The sequence below is a fragment of the Sporosarcina sp. Y838 genome (assembly GCF_056786515.1).
The window spans coordinates 1-20760 of the sequence record NZ_JBXCJD010000031.1; the positions used below are offsets into that span (position 1 = coordinate 1).

The following is a 20760-nucleotide window of genomic DNA, read 5'->3' on the forward strand; positions in this document are numbered from 1 at the left end:
GCAAAAAAGCTTATATCGTTAGATTTCTACTCGCCCCAGTTATCATAAATAATATGCGTAAATAAAGTTCGAAAACCACTTGACTGAACGTAAGAAAGAGCTCCCTAAGAAGCCCCTGTTGTTCGACTAAAGCACCCGTTAGTTGAACAAGGAATATTAAATCTTCAATAGATTTTCAGTAAGAAAAACTTTAGCCATAAAATAAGCATTTACAGTAAAAAGTTGTGTATTTATCTGATTTGTTCTTATTAGATTTCCCATTTCTTCAAAATCAACTAACTTAACATTCATCTCTTCTGTATCATCTAAGTCTTGTTCAAATTCTTTAAATGCATCCAACATTAGATAAGTTATCACTTTGTTATTTTGTGTGGCTGGGTTAACCATGAATTTACCCAAAAAAATTGGTTTTCTCAAAGAAATAAAACCTGTTTCTTCCTTAAGCTCTCTAATTAACCCTTCTTCATGTGTTTCATTTTCTTCTCTTTTTCCAGCAGGAACTTCTAAGAAAAAGTCTTTTCCTGCATAACGATACTGTTCAACAAGAACAATTTGTTTTTCCTTTGTAATTACTACTGCATTTACCCAATCAGAGTATTCGTTTACATAATAATCGTCAATCACAATTCCATTTGGAAGCTTGCATTTATCTTTTCTTATATTTCCAAATGGACTTTTATGTATATACTCTGATTTTAATGTTTTCCATTTATCCATAATATCCCTCCACTATTGCTGTTTCTTAATTTAATCAACCTATATCTTTATATATTCTCTAATAATGGGGGTTACTCCTTCTCCAACTAAACTGCTGATTTAGTTGAATATTTCAACAATGGGTCACATCATTCATAAATACTAGAAAGATTAGAAACATCTAATCCTGTAACGCTTTGAAAGCCTACTTCAAAATCCCCTTTCATTTGAGTTTGAAATAGTATTTCGTTGATAACCTCGCTACCATACTCATTAATTAGGAATTGTATGGCAAAATTGGATTGTAAGTATATATCGTACAAAGGGTCTGTTCGATAGTTTTTCCAATGCTCATGTGTCGTTAATTCATTTAAAGGCACTATTTTAGATAATGTGTTCGGGATTTCCATACCGTCCATGCCAATATATTCAGCAATTCCTTCTGAAAACCAGAGGGGGATATCGCTATCATTAATTCCCAATTCAGATAGTTTCTGAGTAAATACATAATGCGTATATTCATGGATAACATTTTTGTTGTATGACCAGACAGTTGGTTCAACATTTTTAATAAGACCTTCTCTATTTTCTGGTAATATTCCAAACATATTCATGCTTGGCGAATTAAATCCAATAGCATATTCTAAACCAGAAAAACTCTCTATTTCATGATTATTTTTAAATATAACTACATCATAAGGTTTATCATAACTATCAATAATTTTTTGATTTAATTTAATTCCATGATCAAGAGCATTTTTGGTTGCAAGTAATAATTCTTTATCCGATTCTAAATAATATATTGTTAAATGCTCAAAATTTATGTGATTATATCCTTCTAATAATTCCTCTTTTCTATCTTCCTCTATCTTTTCTAGATCTATAAATGAAGATAATAGTAGAGGGATGTTTTCTTTATACTTATCTACCGCTAATTTGATTACAAATAGAACGGCAATTAATATTACTAATATAAAGAATGTTTTCTTTGACAAAATTTATTCACTCCTTTCGTTTATTCTTAGTTAAGATACCGTAATATCCTTTCTGAGGAACTTCTCTATATTTTAATTAATTCGTTGTCCTACAAAATAAACCTGTTTCTTCAACTAAACTGCCTCGTTAGTTCAACAAGAAACAGCGATTTGATCGCTGGACAGGCTTGTATACGCTATACACACCAGGTTAACATAACCCCGATTCACGGAAGTAGTTAACTCCATTCAATTAGAAAAAGCTACCCTGTAAAGGCAGCCGATTCTTAATCTAAGCACCCGTTAGTTGAAGAAGTTATTTTACATATTAGGTAATATTGTTGTTAGTTCAATTAAGTCGTCTATTACCAAATCAGCCTGCGCGAGTTCATCTTCTTGTGCAAAATCAAAATTACATCCAATTGCAATTAAACCATTATCTTTAGCCGCATTTATATCAGATAGACGGTCTCCGACTACTGCTGCTTTTTTTATATCATATTTATTTAAAATAGTTTTAACTAAGTCTCCTTTATCCAGCGACTGTATTTGTTGAATACTAAATGTTTCAGTAACCCAATTATCTAAATTATAATAACTCACAATTGCTTTTAGGTACTCCGTTAAACCATTACTCGCTATGTAAATGGAACAATTATTCTCTTTTAAATAACTGAAAACTTCCTTTACATTAGGATATAAAGCACCTTTCCCACTTCTTATGTTTTCAATTAATCTTTCCAGAAAATAAGCATCAGTTTGTTCTCTTACTTCGTTGGAATGATTAGGCAACAAAATTTCCCATACTTTTGGTAAAGGTACACCCATAATTTCACGATATTTATCAATAGGGGTTACTGTATCCCATTTATTTAATGACCGTAAATGGTTAAAAGTATCATCAAGTGATAGTTCTAAAATTTTATCTGTTTGAAATAGAGTTCCATCCATATCAAAAATCAGTGATTGTAACATTGCTGTCTCTCCCTTTTTCCATATCTGAATAGCCTCTAAAGTTTAACATAGTGACAGAGTAGTCTGAACAATCCTTATTAAACTAACCTGCCTCGTTAGTTCAAGAAGGAATTCGATTGCTGAACGAGTTATATATGCCATACACAGAAGGTTAACATAACGCCAGTTCACGGAAGTAGTTACCTCCATTACGCAATAAGAAAAGCCACCCTGTGAAGGCAGCCGGTTGTTCAACTAAAGCACTCTTTAGTTTAATTAGTTCGTATTTTTCTCAGATTTACAAGATTCGCTACTACTCCGATAAAACCAGTAATAGCAAATATATATGCCACTATTAAAGGTGTTGACGAAAGTGTCTCGGTTAATATTCTATATGTTCCAAAAACAAATAAAAGTAAACTAGCTAAAAGAGTTATAATTGTTATCTTCATTGCACACACCACCCCCATAAATAATATTAGCACAATGCGTTAACTAAGTTAATATAATACTTTACTCAATAAGAAAGCTGCCCTGAAAAGGCAGCCGATTGTTCAACTAAAGCACCCGTTAGTGCAATAAGGATATAGTTAATTTAATTCAATCGTAATAGAATCGAAATCAATTTGTTTATTATCACTTTGACTATTACTTACATGGGCGAATGGATAAAACGTAATGGACGTTGCTTCGGGGTCAAGACCGTGAATCGTTGCATTCCATGTAATGTCTTCACTGGAATCACCACCTTTACCAGTTCCCCCATTATAAGGCACTTCATATTTATTGCCCAAATTATCAATCGCACTTAACTCAGCTTCTACAAAGCCCCATCTATCATGAATAGAAGGTTCAACATCTTGGAGATAATTAATCGTTAAGTTAACATCCGTTTTGACTGCGTCGATTAACTCGACCGATATACCATCTTGATGACTTACTCGTTCATTAATCGCGATATACTTTCCTTCTAATTTGTTTAAAGAGAATTCAAAATGCCAATCCCCTTCAATTGTTTGGTCTTCTGAAAAAATTTCTTGAGGATTCCAATCTATATTCACTTTATCTTGTGCCTTATCACGCATAGACACCCTCATCATGCCAAGATAGCCGACACCATCCACATAATCTCCTCCATAGCTAGCGTTTTGTACATTAGTTGGCAGATTCTTAAAAGTCGGAAATGAACCTAGTTCTTCTTCTGTACGTAAAACATATGAAAGGGTTACCGTATTCCCATCGTAAAATGCTTTCTGAATAATTATCTCAATCCCATTGCTTTTCTCAACTAAACCAATATCTGTACTGATTTCCTCATACGCTTTATAGTAGTCTTCTTGTAAGATGAAATAGTCGAATGCCTGACCAATGATCGGAATTTGCGTAACAAAGTTAGCAAATGCAGGTGATACGTAAGCAGATGAAACTGTACAAATCGATAGAATCCCCGCTATTGCTGTATATTTAACCATTCTTTTGAAGGAGAATTTCACTTGCTTCTTCTCCTTTTTAAAAGCGTCTGCCAAAATAGCATCTAATTCTTTAGAAGGAACAGGAATTTCATTAATTGCCTCTTTAAATTGGTTTTGTTCGTTCATCTATGCACACTCCTTTTAATGTTTTTTTGATTTTCGCTAACGCTCTCTTACCATTAGATTTGACTGTACCAATCGGCTCACCAAGTATCTTCGCTATTTGCTCAAAAGTTAAATCCTCATAATATTTTAAAAGAAGGACTGTTTTATATTTTTCATCTAATTGATAAATCGCATCGAGTAAGTCCATCTTTTCATCAGATGTCGCTATTTCTGTAGAGAGGGATTGAAGTTTTAGGTCATCCATTGAAATCACTTTCTTTTGTTTTTTAAGTACACCAAGTGATACATTGATACAAATTTTCATCAGCCATGTCGTGAAATACTTAGGCTCTCGTAACTGATGAATCGACTCAATTGATAGCAGCACTGTTTGCTGGAAAACATCTAAAGCATCCGCCTCATTACGAACATAACTATAAGCAGTCCTATAAAGTTTCTCTTTTTCTTGTTTAAGTAAAAACAGCAGGGCTTCTTGGTCCCCTTCGATTGATAGTTTTACTTTCTTTTCGTTAACCGTCATCTTTTTTTCACCATCCTATCTATTAGAGAGCGTACTTATAAAAATAGATGCACTTTTTTAAAATAAAAAAGACATATCAAATGAATAAGTCCTTATTAATAACATTAAACATTTCTCTTCTTAAACTAAACTGCCCCTTTAGTTTAAGGACATTTCTTCACAATCTTCATTTTTCTTATTAAACAATATGACCCGACTGCTAAAAAAGAAAAAATCCTGCACATCAACACAGGATTTTCGATCAAACTTTATAGGCTTTTTTTATAAATTACCAAACCTTATTTCATAGCCAAATTGTTCTATGGCTCACCTTTTGTACTTTATTAAATATTTGATCTTTGTCGATTTATCCTACCAACTATACTTTTCAACTTTACTTCGTAAATGTCTCGTCTTTTTTAAGTATGCTGACCTAATAATTTTGTGCAAATCTCCCGTAGGTTTACCTTTGATAATGTTCGATATATCTTCTTTCTCAAAAGGTCGACTGCCGTTCGAATAACCCATTTCATTCACTCTAGCTGCGACCTTTTCAACACTACCTATGTATGCGTACTCCTTGATGATTTGATCTTCCAATGTCTCTGGCTGAAAGGATTCGACCAAATCAACAAACTCTTTTAATTTCGCAATTTCATCTTTTGCTTGATCTACGGTTTTCAAGTTCTTCATCTATCTCCCCCCCTTATTCGGAATATTCTACACGAATTATTAAAAACCCTCTTAATAATAATGCCAATGTTCTATAAGGTGAAAGTTAATATAATATTAGAATCCCTTGATTAATATAAAATTAAAAGCACTACCCTAAGGCAGTGCTAAAATGTACAGTTTTATTCTTTAGATTTCAAACGCAGTAAAACTTCCCTTATCATCGAAATCCTTAACTTGGTCAACTTTATCGGAAAACTGTGTCACCGTATTTGTACTACTACCTATTACAAGGGAAAGTACATTGAAGGCTTTCTCTTTTTTCTTCTTATTAAATGCTTCTAAAAATGAATCCTTTAATCTGTCTTCACCGTCCGTAACAAACACGACATCGGCTTTTTTAAAACGACTTTCGTTTATGACATCCATCGCTTTATCAAGAGGCAGTGCAAAGTTCGTACCTCCGCCTAAGAAGGTTTGTGCAAAATTAACCATATCAGAGCCTTTAATTTTCCCTTTCTCATATTTAATGATCTTTGTCCGAGTAGAGAACAAGATTAAACAAAAATCCCTTTTCTGTTTTCTCGCAATCGACATAAGAGCTAGCGTGAACCCTTTTGATTGAGTATCAAGTTTGTACATACTGCCTGACTGATCCAGACAAAGCACGATTGGACCTTTCCCCAATACCTCATGTCCCTTTTGCTCATATTGCATCGTCTGACCTTCTACAAAGCGACGTAGGAAGTCGTTCTTCGTTAATGGATGTGTGTATAAACCCAATTCCATCGGCAACAGTCTCTCAATATCGTTTCCTAACGTAACCCCGCTTCTTTCCATTGAATCACTATGCTTGGATTTCTGCTTTCTACGGGCTATCTGTTTAAATCGACCAGCCCAATCTGCTATTTCTTTCATCTGTTTATTAGAAGCGATTTTTTCAGCTAATGAAATTTGGTCCCGTAAAGGAACTTTTTTCAGTTCTGCGTCACCACTACCAGCACTCGTGCCCCCAAGTAATGATTTCAAGCTATCTTTCGTCTGTTTTGTTTCCTGCATTGCTTGTACCATCGCTTGGGAGAAGCTATGGCTGTTATTTTCCAAAGTCTGTTGAAGTTGCCCATCTAAGTCTGACATTGCTTCTTTTAATTCCTCTTTAAGCTTCTCACTACCATTTCCAGTCCCATTTGGTTGTTCCTGCTTTTCAAGTTGCTTTTGCATCGCTTGTATTTCCTGCATCTGTTTTTGTAGGTCTTCATCATGCTCTTTTTGCTCAGTCAGCCATTGATTCGTCTTCTCTCCGAATTTCACCGTGCCGATGGCTGATGATAAATCATCCAAACGAGTGAAGCTTCTATAATTGTCAAAGGATTCATCTGACATAATTTTTTCCATCAGTGATTTATTGACTTGAAGATCCGCGGCAACGTCCTCTTTCGTCATTTCAGGTTTCATCTTATATAAGGAAGCCCAAATATCAGCAAGTAATGCCTCGAACGTCGGCAACTCCCCCTCATCACTTATCTTCTGAAGTCCTTGTGACATCTCATAAATTTCCTTGAAACGTCTTTTATCGAATGCGTCTGTATTTAATACAGAACGATTTTCATTTTGAATTGTATTTCTTCTCATGAAGAGCACTTCCTTTCATTATTTTAAAAAGAAATGCCGAAGGATGTCCCCTCGACATTTCAACTCTTTATTCTTCAATTTTTAAAACGGCATTTTTACTGTTTGCTTTTCATTTGAATTATTAAAATCCATGGGCTCTAAAATGCTATCCAGGATTTCTTGTTGCATGGACTTCACTTTATCGAGTATTGGTTCGATATCCATAGATCGGCTTTGATTATGTTTCTTAAGCTTATTCAAGTCATTCACCAACGTCTTCATTTTCTGGGTAGCTTCCATTCCTGCATCAGTCGAATTATCCTTCAGCATGGAATTAAACACTTCATTTGCTTCATTTTGTATGGAATCAATGGCACGAGTCACTACATCTTGTGCATGACTACGAACAATGAGCGAAACGGTATCCTTTTGATCAACCGTTTCCCAGAGTGCGTTTTCAAGGATGACAATATCATCGATAATTACAATTTGTCTTTGGTTGATGAGTGCCTTCGCTTGTAGAACGCTAAGAGATTGTTTGAAGCGTCTATCCGAAGGGCGAATTCCTTCATCCCTTAATTCCATGCGTAACTTTGATAGTGTTTCATACACTTCATCAGGAATTGTAACCATGTCTGTAAAAAACTGAAGTTGAATCAATTCTTCCATTGTCATAGATGGCATTGGCTGATTTTGACCGGTCCCCTTCATCATAGAAACAAAATTCGTTTCATCAGCAATGTAGTCTAGCTCGAACCTAAGTAGAAACCTATCAAAAAGTGCTTCAAGACCCTCTCCTTCTTCTGGGTATTCATTTGAAGCTCCAATGACCGACATCAAGGGTACAGTCACTGGCGTTCCGTTATTATAGAAGAGTCTTTCATTTATTAGCGTTAGCAAGCTGTTCAAAATAGCTGAATTTGCCTTGAAGATTTCATCCAAGAATACAAGATTTGCTTCAGGCATTTTAGTTGCTGTATTCCGCTTGTACACGCCTTGTTCAAGGTCTTTAAGGGATAGGGGGCCGAATACCTCTTCAGGTGTACTGAACCTTGTCAGCAACCATTGGAAATACTCTGTCCCCTGCACGATTTTGGCTAACTCAACCGACAATGCCGATTTCGCAGTTCCAGCAGGTCCAATCATCAGCATGTGCTGCCTAGAGAGCAGAGCGACAAGAATTCCTTCAACTTCTTGCTCACGTTCAAAAAATTTTGCATTTAGTGCATTTTTAATTTCTACTAATTTCGCAAAATTAGTGTTTGTCATATTGAAAAACCCCTTTTGTTTTTAGTTTAAATCGAAAAGGAAGCCGGTTTCTTTTGCAACCGTACTTCCCTATTAAGAATCCTCCTCAGTATTTCGATGAAAGAATAAACAATTCTTGTTCTTTTATTGAAAGCTCACGCATTTTCATCTCTAATTCCTGTTCTTTTAATTCATTTGAACGTTCGAGCTGATAAGCAATCTTTTTAATATGTTGCACACAATCGACAACATCTCTATCGTAGAATTTTCTTCCCATTATTGTTTGATAAAACTCAGTCATTTTAATCTCTCCATTCCACTATTTTTAGAGATCCGCAACCATTTTCGAAACTGCAGCACGAATTGTCATAATTTTATTTTCGAGCGTTCCTGCTTCACTAGCGATAATGCCTTTGTAATTTTGATAGTTCGCAATTACAGACTTAGCATTTTCGATAATCTCTTTCACTTGCCCCTTTTTTAACATTGAACTCGATTTACAATCATTTAAAATAGATTCTAAATGGTCATTTAGCTTCGTGTTCACCATTTGTCGGTTATCGAATGTATTAACAACGGGTATCTTGAACCCCTCACTGTTCTCAAGAGAGGACGCGAAGCTAACAAGCTGATTCAACCCTTCCGTATGTGAATCTGGGACAAAGTAAATTCCCCCGTTTTGGCGTACTGGTGTGGGTGCTAAAGACTGTAAGATTTTATTAACCATTACTCTTATTTGCTGAGCTGAATAATGGTTTCTATAAATATTAAAATTTCGTTCCGCTTCATAGCACAGCTCTTTTGCAATTTCGTTCTCCGTTATAAATGTTAGAGAACTATTGTGCTTATCTAGCGTGATTACTCCCGCTCTACTGCTGTAATCAAGACGTTTACCAGCCTGATCTACAGTCTCCACTACAATGTTCCGCTGCACGTGGCTCTTGTCCGAGAACACTTCGCGAATAAGATAGTTCTCGAATACTCCAGCGTGCCCAGTAGATTTTCTAGCCTCTATCTCTTTAGTACTTCTTCGAAATGCATCGGCTGGACGAATCGCGTTCGGCATCCATTCAACAGGCAATCCTGACTGAATAAGTGCTCGCTCCAAATCATCCATTTTGATTAATTGCTTGCCAACCGAGAACCACATTAAATGACCGAGAATACCGTCTTGTTGCTTGTTTTGAACAGCCGTCATATTTTCCAGATTTATTGACATACCTAACAACCCTTTCTATTTTTGTATTTTAGATAAATAAAATAAACGCATTTATACCTAGCAATCGGCAAGTAAATACGTTTTAAAATATACCTATTTTCCTATTACTAGATTCTCTGCCATCTCCCTTCAATACCTTTTTGAAAGCAAAAAACCGACATCTCCTGAATAGGAAAAATCGGTTTTAATATAGTTCACGCAAAATGCGTAAGTATCCCTTTTGATATGCAATGCAATTTATTGACGTGTAACACGTCTGCCTAACTTCTCCTTTTAATAAGGAATATAAAGGCTGAACATTTGTGCCGAGTCTCTTTCCGCAAATGCAAAAAGTATAACGACTTTCACCAATTAAACAGTGACTAAATTTTATAAAGAATATGCTACTAGCGTATCAAAATCAGCTATCCTTCGCAAACTTGTCGTTCATCTCTGAACCCTTTAGTCACTTAGCAATCTATGCTTTTAGTATATATAAAGGTACACTACCCGTAATAAATATATTAGGGATATAAGAAATCATTTGTTGGCTGTGTTCTTTCGTGTGCTCAGATTCGTTAAAAAATGGGGCGCCTTCAAATAAGGAATCTTGCCTATCGGGTTATATAGTTTGAGATTCTACAGTAAATCCTGTTATAGAGCATAAAGAAAAAACAAATATTTCCTGTGGGTCGGTAATGCTATCCACCAAATAAATCAAACAGTCTTTCACACTTAATACATATAATGGGATATTTGCAAGAACCCCATTTATCGAGATGTTAACCAGTATCCCATAATTAGTCGTAAACGCTAGCTCATCACCTATTATAGAGGAACAGCGTGGACATTTACATTTGAATCTACATTTGTCATTATCATCTAAAATATTTGCTCTTTCTATTAAAAAGCCAAAAATATTAGCGTTATCTCCAGAGTCATCAGCACTAATACCTGCAACATTACATAATTGCACAGTAGTGTTCGGTACGATCGTTATTTGAGAAGCACTCTTAAATTTAACGACACAACAGTCGATAACATTGGTAATTACTTGATCTTCAACGGGAGATGGAAGAGAAGTTAAATAAATATCAATTTGTTTATCTACCGGGTCGGTTATAGTAGCTTGAAACTCGCGAACTTTTCCAAGTAGATCGCATAGACATTGAGAACAATTCCCACAGTCTTGTTCGCAACGATTACACTTACGTTCTTCACAATGTTCCTCTCGTTTTTTGCAATCATCATTTTTAAAGTCTGGAAAAACAATAATCGGTTTACAATCTCCACAGTTCACATTTACCGATACTCCTTCTACATTGACAGGTGTTGAGATAGTTTGATTATTTTCCAAAGGCGATGTATTGGTATGTCCCTCAACATTTTGATCACCTAACCTTGCAAATTGAAATTGGTCTTGTTCAGGGTTTTGTTGTTGATCGCCTAGTGTTTGAGTTGGATTTTGTTCAGGATTTTGCTGTTGATTACCTAGCGTTTGAGTTTGTTCAGGGTTTTGTTGCTGATCGCCCAGTGTTTGAGTCGGAATTAGTTGTTGATCGCCTAGCGTTTGGATTGGATTTTGTTCAGGGTTTTGTTCAGGATTTAGTTGTTGATCACCTAGCGTTTGGGTTGGATTTTGCTGAGGATTTTGTTCTTGATCGCCCAGTGTTTGGAATGAATCTTGCTCAGGGTTTTGTTGTTGATCGCCTAGCGTTTGGATTGGATTTTGTTCGGGGTTTTGTTGCTGAATTTGACTTTGCTCTGAAATTTGTTCCTGATTACCTTGCTTTAGTATTTGACATTTGTCACAACTACTTTCACACTTCCCTTTACAATGACACTTATCTTTACATTCACAAATACATTCACATTGTATTTGTACCGGAAATGGAGTACTGATACACTGTTGCTTTCGAGGTCTTGGAAGAGCATAGACACTTCGCTTCCGAGGATGGCAATTATACGAACCCATTATACATCACTCCTTTTATAATGTAATTTCTATATATTATATCGGCTGTTTGTTCTATTGATATGTACAACCGTGTAGTGCAAAACAAATAAATGTGCAGGGTTATGAAACGTAAGCTTCAAATAGCCCCCACCTTACTATAGATGGAAGCTTACCGTGTCATTTGGATGACTTATTAAAGACGCAACACGTAATAGGCAATGTTGTTGACCAAGGCATAATGGTCTATTGGATACATAGTATCGGATTTCAAATTAGATGTGCCAGGTTCTAACACAATTTTGAATTCAACGAGAACCTGGTACCCGATATTTATTCAGGCAGTATGTAACCGTAAATAAAAAAATAAGCCATAAACTCGATTAAAAAATTCGTGATATATGGCTATCTGTCATGCTTACCAGAAAGGTACGCTTATTTTTATATGTTTCATCGAAGTACCCTTTCTTTCCGTAAATCTTTTGGCATTAATGGCCGTTGGCGGCTTTCACATAATTACTAACCTATGGCCTGTGAAATCCTAAGTTTAGTTGCGATTTGTCTCTGGGATAACTGCTCAACCTCTATACTTAGTGAGCCATGTCAAACACCTTTTTTCCTATTCTATGTAGGTAGCATCATCACTCTCTGTCATAAGGAAAGGTAATGTAATTGGAAATCTGATGGCTCATTTTCTATATGATCGAATCGTTGAGGCAGAAATCCGAATTATTAATAAATATGTGTTATCGTTCGTAAAAGTACACATTAACGAACGCTGTGTTTGAAATGAAATACACAATAAAATATCGTTCGAAAACGTATTAAATCACTTTTCGAACGTCCACCCGCTTATTGCGACTTCCCGAACAGAATTGTACACTTTAGGAAACGAATGTTCTAAAAGGGGTGTTCTATTTTGGAATCAACAAAAAGTTTGGTTATGTGGTAATTCGACTTATGCTTCGAACTTATTTATCCATCCCACAGACAACTGGACTAATAGAAAATACCGTCTCCTGTTCTTCAACTAATGCCGTTAGTTCAACAAGAAGTTCTAATAAGTTCAATAGTATTTATCCTCTGTTTTATTTGTCACATAAAATATTTTTTCCATTTCTATCTATCTATCTTTCGTATATAATGAATACTTAGATACTTTAAAAGGGAGATAACATAGTCATGGTCTTATATGATTCAATAACAACAATGAAGGGCGAAACCCAAAAGGCTAAACGTTATCCTAGACATGAGCTATTGACGTTCCATATATCTAGTAATTATGAAAGTTATATGTTTATACAGGTGCTGCGTCATGATTGATATTCCACATCTGTTAAATCAGGTTTTAATGGTCCTTTTCCTCATACTGATTTACCAATTGTTCTTTAATGAGAGCGATTTGAAACGCAGAAAATCGTCTTCAAAGTTGTCCCTGTTACTTCTAATCATGTTATGCCTGACGATGACGTTTCCCATCGAAATAGAAGAGGGTTATCACTATGATTTCAGATTCATACCTATCATTATTTCTTTTATTTATGTGGGAGTAATCCCTGGTTTGATAATCACAACTGTCTCCTTTATTTACAGGATCTATCTCGGCGGGGATGGGATAGATAATCATTTTTTCGATATTTCATTTGTACTTACACTTATCACCACTCTCTTGGTTCTTCTCATGCAGTGGTATAGATTATTCACGTTGAGAAATAAAGCCTTTGTTGTTAGCGTTCTTTTTTTTATAACAGTCATACATAAAATGTTATGTCTGTATAAGAGCCACCAGACGGAACAATTTCCTTTCATGATTATCTTTTTTATAGGTGGCTGGATCAGTTTGCTGGTGGTGGTTTTTATCATAGATTACGTGGACAAGCATCAACAGATCCAACAGGAACTCCAGAGGGCTGACAAATTGAATGTAATAAGTCAATTGGCAGCTTCCGTAGCACATGAGGTAAGAAACCCTTTGACCACCGTCCAAGGATTTCTGCAGCTGATGAGCAGCGAACCTCCAGCGCATCGTAACCATAAGAACTATATCGACATATCACTTAAAGAATTAAACGATGCCCAATCCATCATTAATGATTACTTATCGTTAGCAAAACCCCATACAGAAGGGCTCAGCTCCATTAACCTTTCAGCTGAGGTAAAAAATAGCATTAGTCTCATCAATTCATACTCTAATATAAAGGATATACGCATTGAATCTTCCATCCAGGATAAGTTATATATGAACGGAAATAGGGCCGAACTGAAGCAGATTTTGGTAAATATCATGAAGAACGGAATTGAGGCAATGGAAGACAACGGACTACTGACTGTTCGTTTATATTCAAATCTTGGCGAAATCTTCATAGAAATAATTGACACAGGGATGGGAATGACAAAAGAACAGATCCATAAGGTGGGTGCACCATTTTACTCGACAAAGGACAAAGGGACGGGAGTTGGACTAACAATCTCTTATCAGCTAGTCCATTCGATGAAAGGAAAAGTGGGAATTGAAAGTGAACGTGGGAAAGGAACTAAGTTTACCATTCGCTTCCCTTGTTATAGTTGATTAATAACCAAACACCTTAAGCATTCTCAATATAATTAAGATGAGTAATATCCTGAGTAATTTACCCAGGATATTTTTTATTTGTCATCAGGTATAGAATATAAGTAGCCAGGTCTAGGTTAAGGAAATGAAAAAAAGGGACTACTTGAGACTTCAGCATTTGTATAGCGAACGCATTTACTTCTCTAAAAAACAAACTCCTTTTTCAACTAAACCAGCTAATAGGATGTCAATATTTTTCTTTAAAATTACTATTAATCTTATGATATACTATTTTGTGCATGACAAATAGCCCTCCAAAAACCTTCTGGAAGGTTTTCTCTTAATTACTTGTAACCAGTAATTACGTTATATCTTGGAAAGTCTCTTTTCTATTTAATAAAGCATAAATCCAGTGAAGCAGTTTGGTAATACAGGCTACTATCGCCACCTTGGAAGGCTTTCCTTCTGATTTCTTTTTATCATAGAATTCTTTCAGCTTTTTGTTTCTTGAACTTCTTATACCGCACAATACGGCAAGATACAAAGCATGGCGTAATCTACTTGAACCTCGTTTAGTAATACGATTGGTTGTTGCAGTAAACTTTCCTGATGAGTGAACACTGGGATCTACTCCTGCAAAGGCAACCAGTTTTTTCGGATGACTAAACCGATCGATTTCACCAACTTCGGAGATAATCGTTGCAGCGATTTTTTCTCCGATTCCAGGAATCGATTGTACAACCTTGTATTCTTCTAATTCATTCGCCATCGTCACAATACGACTTTCTAGCTCTGAAAGGTGTGTCTGGTACTGAAAAAGCAACTCAATATACATTTGAAGGTTGATTAAGTGACTGTCATACACCACTTTTTGAAATGGATTTCGCGATGCGGAATCCATTAATTTTTTTGCCTTACCCAGTGCCCATTGACTAGATCGTCTTGGACAAAACGCCATCACACACTCCGCTAGCTTACTTTCTCCAGCTGCTAGTACTTCTTCTGAAGTAGGGTATTTCTTTAACATCAATAAAGAAACCTTCGAATAAAGATCACCAAAAACCTTGCGGTATTCAGGAAACACTTGATCTAAAATAGTATGAAACTGCAGTTTAGCCTCCACATACATATTCGTCACAATCTCCTGTTGTCTGGAAAGATTTCTAAGATTTAATAATTGGATTCCTCGGTTTTTATGAGGTTCAAAATCTTCTTTGTAATAAAGCACACACAGCTGATATGCATCAATCGCGTCTGTTTTTACCTTTCTTAAACTGGACCTCTTCGCCTGATAAGAAATGATCGGATTAAGTAAGATATATAAAACGCCATGTTCCTCCAAGTATTGAATAACAGGAGAGTGATAGTGACCTGTAGATTCTAAAATGACCATAGGCATTTGCCCAGTCATCCCTTCCATCTCCTTTAAAAAGCCTATAAAACGGTCTAACTCCTCTTTTGTATGCTTCATAGAATAACTCTTTCCAAACGGCTTCGATTTATCTAAAAACGCCTGAACTTGGCTCTCTCCTTTAGCCACATCCAGACCAACTACTGGGTTCATTTAGCTTCCTCCTCTGACTTCACTCACCAGTACCCCTATTCCTCCATGCAGTATCATAGCTTCGCTTGTTATACGAGATCTATGTCCCAACCAGCCTCAAACATGTTTCTACAAGTAGGGGGTGGACAGTTTAGTTCACGGGATCATTGTCCCACGCACCCGTACGTCCTACCATGGCTACTGATATATTAAATCCTATAAAAATAAGGTCAACCAGTAAAAACTGGTTAACCTTATAATACGAAGCACCCGTTAGTTGAATAAGAAATCACATTTTGCTAGATAAATCTCTTCATTGTAATCACTTAGACATTCTTTCATTATTTTTGCATCAAATGGTAAGTTTCTTTCTAAGAATCCCCATCCAACGAATTGGATTTGCATTGGTAGTTCAACAAGTCCTGTAATTGCATCCCAAAAAGCATCCCAATTTTCACCGTAAAAATTGGGGAAACCAAGCATATCTTTTAATAGCAAATGTAATTCTATTGAAGATTTAATATTTGTTACATCAATCTTCACAGTGGGCTTTCGTTCGTTTATCAGATGGAACACCTCAATCAATTTATAGTGTGCTGTATTTTATCATTATTTCTTAATATATTTCTGTTCCTAATTCAACTAACCTGCCCCTTTAGTTCAATAAGAAAAATAGAGCTCTCTAAGAAGCCCCTGTTGTTCGACTAAAGCTACCCGTTAGTGCAACATACTAAATACTAAAGCAATTAGATAGAGAGGGACTCCGACAATTAACATCCCAGCGACAAGATAACAAATACTCGTAAAAATAAACTTAAAGAAATCGTAGATAGCTCCAGTTAAATCGTCAATAAACCTTGCCATTTCTATCCCTCCATAACCTGCCCCGTTAGCACAATTTGAAAAGCATTATTGTTGTTCCAGTAAAGCACCCGTTAGTTCAAGAAGGAGTAAGTCCAGTCTTTTTATTAAAGAATCTAAGCAAAGCAATAGCTACTGCTAATATTCCTATCAGCAGAAAACTAACGAAAAAAATCTTCAAACCAGTAGTTGGAGACTTTGATAAGAAACCACTTAATATCAAAAACACTGCTCCAACACCAGATAGGAAATATGAAAATGTCCTGTTCTTACGTTTGAGTAGAATATATCCTACAAGGATTATGAGATACGTTGCACTTAGTAACATAAGTAAAGGAAACGTAGGTGCAAATTTTGCTGCATATACAAAATGGTCAATTGGTAAAATATCATTTAGGTTTTCTACTTGTCCATTCGCCATCTGAGAAAAGATTGCAGTATGTTTCCATTCCCAAGGCTTCTCTAATATTGTGCTTCCTTCATACCAGGTAGCTCCAGTAGAAAGTATTAAAAGTATTGAAGCCAAACCAAATTGGATAATAATCTTAAAAGACAATTTCGTCACCTCAAATATATTTTAGATAAGCATTACTGTTATTGAAGTAAAGCACCCGTTAGTGAACAAGTGTACAGATTCCTTACTTACTCTCATTCATTATTGAGGAATAATAACACCAACACTTACATAATTAACTTGTTCTTGTTCCATCATTGGTAATATTTCTTCCACAGTACCTGTTATAACAATTCCTCCCACTTGTAGCTCACCTTGTATTTTTTCTAACAATCGCTCTTCGTTATTTTGTTCTTCGGATAATCTTTGCAATCCTTGTTTAAATTCTTCCACGTTTTGTTCAATTGTGCTTTCTGGCTGAATTGAAAAACCATAAGCATATTCGCTAATAACATAACTAACATAATCAGAACCTATTTCTTTTAACGAGCTGTCGAATGAATCTCTCTGCATCGGATCAATAACCCAAGCCCACTGTGCTGTTGGGAAAACTTCTAACATCCTATCTACAGGTAGTTCTTCTTTGAAAGAAATCGCTACTTCGATTTTGTCTTTACTATCTAGTGAGGTTAACAGGGCAATGTCATTATTTGAACTTTTCATTCGAGGATATAAGAAGTTCATCACTCGTTGACCATTCCGATAATATTGTTCACCATCAAATGATGTTATTCTTGTATCAAGTAATGTAGTCGGTTTGTCATAAATTTTATAAATAGTTTGTTCGTTATACCAAGTATACGGGATGCCGTCAATGTTTTTTCTATACTGATCTTGTGTAATCGCCGATTCAATACCATAGCTGCTTGATCCACCATTATCTAAAGTAATATTTGCTCCACGTACCGCTGATTCACTCACTTGCAAATTATAATAATCGATCATCGTTTTGTGCATGTAAAGATGCGCGGCTAAAAAAATAACTACCCCTACTATTACTGTAGTTAATGTCACAGCGATTGAAACCAAAATTGTTCGTTTCAAAGATTTTTTCTTTGCTTTTTTTATTGTTGGTTGATATGTATCCTTTGAATCAAAAATAGATTTTTCACTCAAAATAAGTATCCTCCTCAATCATTTTTCGTAATCGTTTTTTTGCCCTTGCCAACTGAGTCTTTATTGATTTATCTGTTGTTTCTAATAAATGAGCCATGTCTTTTAATGAAAATCCTGCACTATACTTCAAAAGCAGAATTTCAGTATCTTTTGGTCTTAGTTTAGACATGGCTATTTTCATTTGTTTTTCAAACTCCCCATCAATCAAGGATTGCTCGGGAGTATATAAATCAAGTAAATCATCAGTTTTAAAAAGCGCTAGATAACGACCCATTGTCTTCTGTTTCTTCAAGCCATCATAAAATAAATTGATAGCTACTCGATAAAGCCATGCATCCATATACCTTTCATCAACACCATCTAATAGCTGGACAAAACGATATGCTGTCTCCTGTAAAATATCTTCGGCATCTTCTTTTTTTGCGCCCATTTTCAGTAAAACATAATAGACACCTTTTAATTCCCTTTCTAAATAAAGCCCTAATTCTTCATCCATAATCCCCCTCCGACTTAGATAACGATTGACGTTCAAAAAGGTAAACACTTTATTTAAATAAAAAAAGGATTAGCTATTAAACTAATCCAGGTACAAGAAGAAAAAGCGTTAACGTTCTAAATTTAAAATGTGAAAAGGGACCTTGTTTCATCACTAAACTTCTTACGTTAGTTCAATAAGAAAAAATGCTTCACGCCTTCTTGAAGTAAAGCACCCGTTAGCCATACATGTAGCGCAAAGTCAGCGCTACACCACAGAGGATGAAAATATATGCAGAACGGGTATTGGATACTACGGCTGGCGAAGAAGGTCGATGAACTATGGTGCCATAGAGCCCATCCGTTAGTCTGACTCCAACGACCACGGTGCATCACAGACTGTCGCACTCTATACGAGTAGCACTCATGGGAGATTAATCCTACTCTGGTTATTGCACCAGCCTGCCTTTATTCTATGAAGAATGGAGTTGGTTACTGATTAACTTTCAACTTAATATAATCATTTTGAAGGCTAAGCCTTTTTTTAAAAAAACTTTTTCTGAGCTTTTTTTGTTATGCAGTTTTATAGATTTTGAGCGTTTTTTAATTTTCATGGGAGTTGAATAAGGAAATCAACTATTTGTCTTTGATAACCGTCTATTTCCAACCAATCGGTAAACAAAATAACCTAAAATATTTGACAAAGTAAATACAATAATCCATCCAACATTTAAGCGTCTATGTTGATAGGCGTTAATAGTTGCCCATATTGTAAACAACGTCCAATAAACAACGATACCAACTAAAAGTAAAATAATAGCCGTTCCTTCATAACTTTTTGATTCAATACTAACATGCCATGTATTATTACTTTCGCCATACCCATGGTAATTTAGGAACCCCATGTTATTCCAAATATTGAATAAGCCTTCTTCTCGAAAACTATATATTGGTTCGACGTCTTCATTAGTAAAAGAAAATAATTTTTCATGTTCATATATGCTAATCCCAGTGATTCTTCCACTATTTTGTACAATTTCCTGAATATCAGTTTCAAGTTGTGTTGGTATTCCTTCATTATCGCCTAGATTGTTAAGAATTTGAGAAGCGACTTGATTACTTTGATCCAATATACTTTTATCGATAGGCATTACAATACTAAAAATGAGAGTGGAAATTAAAAGCAATGTAATCGCTGTATATAGCACCCATTTCGCAAATGTTTTTTGTGCTTTAAATAATTCTCCTACAACCGAACGCATCTCTTTTTCTCCACCAAATCGTTCAATTGCAATTTCGATTGCTTCTTGTTCAGACTTACCTTCTGTTTTTAATTCGTGAACTGCCTCTAGTAAATGGCTTTTCATTTCTGCTTTTAATTCTTGTATTTCTTTTTTATTTCCTCCTACATTTTGATAAACCGAATCAACAAATGCTTCAATTTGCTTCATATTTTTCTTCTCCCCCTTTCAAAAACATATCCATTAATTCTTTTACAAACTGCCATTCTAAACGCTTTTCTTCAAACCCTTCTTTACCAATCGACGTCAGCTTATAATACTTTCTTCTTCCCCCTGGACCCTGTTCATCTCCCCAGTAAGATTCAATCCACTCATTTTTCTCTAACCTTTTTAAAGATAAATATAATGTGCCTTCTTTTAATTCAAATTGACTGTCGCTTTTATCACGAACCAACTTTGCTATTTCGTATCCGTACATATCTCTACTGTTTAATAACGAAAGGATTATTGTATCGATATGACCTTTTAAAACCTCTTTATTAATTTCCATATTTTGCACCTCCTAACTACAATGTAAATCATGTTACTCTGTAATGCAAGGTATTAATTTAAAGTATCTTATTGAAATAACCTCCCTCTATAAACATTGATGTATCAACGGCTTACACTACTTCATCATGTAGAATAAATATTTTTTCACGTATTTCATAAACAGAGTCTTGAATTTCTTGTTTTTATTACCAAATAGAGCGTATGCTTCGCTAAAACTAATGGAAATAATTAGCATTCTCATCCAATATGTGATGCACAATGGATCTCTGCGACACTTATGACGACGTACCCTCCCATGTCTCTTAGCGTCAATGCGCTTACATTCCTTCGTTCGGTCTATTCATAAGGCAGAGGCCTGCTAAGCTGCCCCAGGGACTCATAGTCTTAGTTTAGTTATTTTGCTGGCTTCTCCGTGTCATCCTTCTGGTATAGGTCTCGCTGTTAAGAAATGTTTACGCTGTCTCTGAGAGACAGTGGAGATCTTTCATCATATATTGTTCGTTAAAACAGACTTTCTTTTTGCAAATACCATGTAATATCTTCAGTAATTTACCACAGAGAACT

Annotated in this window: 20 protein-coding genes and 1 pseudogene; 2 read left to right on the top strand and 19 right to left on the bottom strand. The window is 35.5% G+C overall.

All coding sequences use genetic code 11. The features are described from left to right. Positions 1 to 156 precede the first annotated feature (156 nt). The 11 genes from AC1TO4_RS19015 to AC1TO4_RS19065 form a co-directional block, all read right to left on the bottom strand. The gene (locus tag AC1TO4_RS19015) at positions 157 to 717 is read right to left on the bottom strand and encodes an NUDIX hydrolase (protein WP_482106586.1); all 561 of its coding nucleotides are present in this window, start codon (positions 715 to 717) and stop codon (positions 157 to 159) included. A 128-nt stretch (positions 718 to 845) separates the two neighbouring features. Further along, positions 846 to 1691, bottom strand: coding sequence for a collagenase (locus AC1TO4_RS19020; RefSeq protein WP_482106587.1), 846 nt, complete (start codon positions 1689 to 1691; stop codon positions 846 to 848). A gap of 300 nt (positions 1692 to 1991) precedes the next feature. Next, positions 1992 to 2645 (bottom strand): HAD family hydrolase, encoded by a 654-nt coding sequence (locus AC1TO4_RS19025; RefSeq protein WP_482106588.1) that lies wholly within the window; start codon positions 2643 to 2645, stop codon positions 1992 to 1994. Between the two features lie 569 nt (positions 2646 to 3214). Then, complete coding sequence (locus tag AC1TO4_RS19030) at positions 3215 to 4222, bottom strand: DUF4179 domain-containing protein (RefSeq protein WP_482106589.1); 1008 nt, start codon at positions 4220 to 4222, stop codon at positions 3215 to 3217. Continuing rightward, complete coding sequence (locus tag AC1TO4_RS19035) at positions 4200 to 4742, bottom strand: sigma-70 family RNA polymerase sigma factor (RefSeq protein ID WP_482106590.1); 543 nt, start codon at positions 4740 to 4742, stop codon at positions 4200 to 4202. The genes AC1TO4_RS19030 and AC1TO4_RS19035 overlap by 23 nt, the downstream gene beginning before the upstream one ends. A gap of 351 nt (positions 4743 to 5093) precedes the next feature. Further along, a complete protein-coding gene (locus AC1TO4_RS19040; RefSeq protein WP_482106591.1) occupies positions 5094 to 5414 on the bottom strand; it encodes a hypothetical protein in 321 nt (106 codons plus the stop codon). Between the two features lie 168 nt (positions 5415 to 5582). After that, positions 5583 to 7025, bottom strand: coding sequence for a VWA domain-containing protein (locus AC1TO4_RS19045; protein ID WP_482106592.1), 1443 nt, complete (start codon positions 7023 to 7025; stop codon positions 5583 to 5585). 81 nt (positions 7026 to 7106) lie between these two features. Beyond that, entirely contained in the window at positions 7107 to 8273 is a 1167-nt protein-coding gene (locus tag AC1TO4_RS19050; RefSeq protein ID WP_482106593.1) for an AAA family ATPase, read from the bottom strand. Positions 8274 to 8358: 85 nt separating this feature from the next. Next, positions 8359 to 8553: a hypothetical protein gene (locus AC1TO4_RS19055; protein WP_482106594.1), complete on the bottom strand. Its 195-nt coding sequence runs from the start codon at positions 8551 to 8553 to the stop codon at positions 8359 to 8361. A 24-nt stretch (positions 8554 to 8577) separates the two neighbouring features. Next, positions 8578 to 9471, bottom strand: coding sequence for a DUF6744 family protein (locus tag AC1TO4_RS19060; protein WP_482106595.1), 894 nt, complete (start codon positions 9469 to 9471; stop codon positions 8578 to 8580). 601 nt (positions 9472 to 10072) lie between these two features. Further along, positions 10073 to 11425 carry a hypothetical protein gene (locus AC1TO4_RS19065; protein ID WP_482106596.1) on the bottom strand — a complete coding sequence of 451 codons (1353 nt, stop codon included), beginning with the start codon at positions 11423 to 11425 and terminating at the stop codon, positions 10073 to 10075. A gap of 1330 nt (positions 11426 to 12755) precedes the next feature. On the opposite strand from AC1TO4_RS19065, the pseudogene AC1TO4_RS19070 reads away from it, so the two are divergent. Next, a pseudogene (locus AC1TO4_RS19070) lies at positions 12756 to 13166 on the top strand (LytS/YhcK type 5TM receptor domain-containing protein); the annotation flags it as partial. 156 nt (positions 13167 to 13322) lie between these two features. Further along, positions 13323 to 13973, top strand: a complete 651-nt coding sequence (locus AC1TO4_RS19075; protein ID WP_482106604.1) for an ATP-binding protein — start codon at positions 13323 to 13325, stop codon at positions 13971 to 13973. Positions 13974 to 14316: 343 nt separating this feature from the next. Here the strand turns inward: AC1TO4_RS19075 and AC1TO4_RS19080 are convergent, their stop codons facing one another. The 8 genes from AC1TO4_RS19080 to AC1TO4_RS19115 form a co-directional block, all read right to left on the bottom strand. Next, the gene (locus tag AC1TO4_RS19080) at positions 14317 to 15519 is read right to left on the bottom strand and encodes an IS110 family RNA-guided transposase (RefSeq protein ID WP_482106597.1); all 1203 of its coding nucleotides are present in this window, start codon (positions 15517 to 15519) and stop codon (positions 14317 to 14319) included. A 252-nt stretch (positions 15520 to 15771) separates the two neighbouring features. Continuing rightward, entirely contained in the window at positions 15772 to 16065 is a 294-nt protein-coding gene (locus tag AC1TO4_RS19085; RefSeq protein WP_482106605.1) for a barstar family protein, read from the bottom strand. 150 nt (positions 16066 to 16215) lie between these two features. Beyond that, positions 16216 to 16362, bottom strand: coding sequence for a hypothetical protein (locus tag AC1TO4_RS19090; RefSeq protein WP_482106598.1), 147 nt, complete (start codon positions 16360 to 16362; stop codon positions 16216 to 16218). 76 nt (positions 16363 to 16438) lie between these two features. Then, positions 16439 to 16915 carry a YjdJ family protein gene (locus AC1TO4_RS19095; RefSeq protein ID WP_482106599.1) on the bottom strand — a complete coding sequence of 159 codons (477 nt, stop codon included), beginning with the start codon at positions 16913 to 16915 and terminating at the stop codon, positions 16439 to 16441. Between the two features lie 99 nt (positions 16916 to 17014). Next, positions 17015 to 17929 carry an anti sigma factor C-terminal domain-containing protein gene (locus AC1TO4_RS19100; RefSeq protein WP_482106600.1) on the bottom strand — a complete coding sequence of 305 codons (915 nt, stop codon included), beginning with the start codon at positions 17927 to 17929 and terminating at the stop codon, positions 17015 to 17017. Further along, on the bottom strand, positions 17922 to 18425 hold the full coding sequence (locus tag AC1TO4_RS19105) for an RNA polymerase sigma factor (RefSeq protein WP_482106601.1): 504 nt from the start codon (positions 18423 to 18425) through the stop codon (positions 17922 to 17924). Before AC1TO4_RS19105 ends, AC1TO4_RS19100 begins: the two co-directional genes overlap by 8 nt. A 610-nt stretch (positions 18426 to 19035) precedes the next feature. Beyond that, complete coding sequence (locus AC1TO4_RS19110) at positions 19036 to 19854, bottom strand: permease prefix domain 1-containing protein (protein WP_482106602.1); 819 nt, start codon at positions 19852 to 19854, stop codon at positions 19036 to 19038. After that, a complete protein-coding gene (locus AC1TO4_RS19115; protein ID WP_482106603.1) occupies positions 19841 to 20194 on the bottom strand; it encodes a PadR family transcriptional regulator in 354 nt (117 codons plus the stop codon). The genes AC1TO4_RS19110 and AC1TO4_RS19115 overlap by 14 nt, the downstream gene beginning before the upstream one ends. Positions 20195 to 20760: the final 566 nt, after the last annotated feature.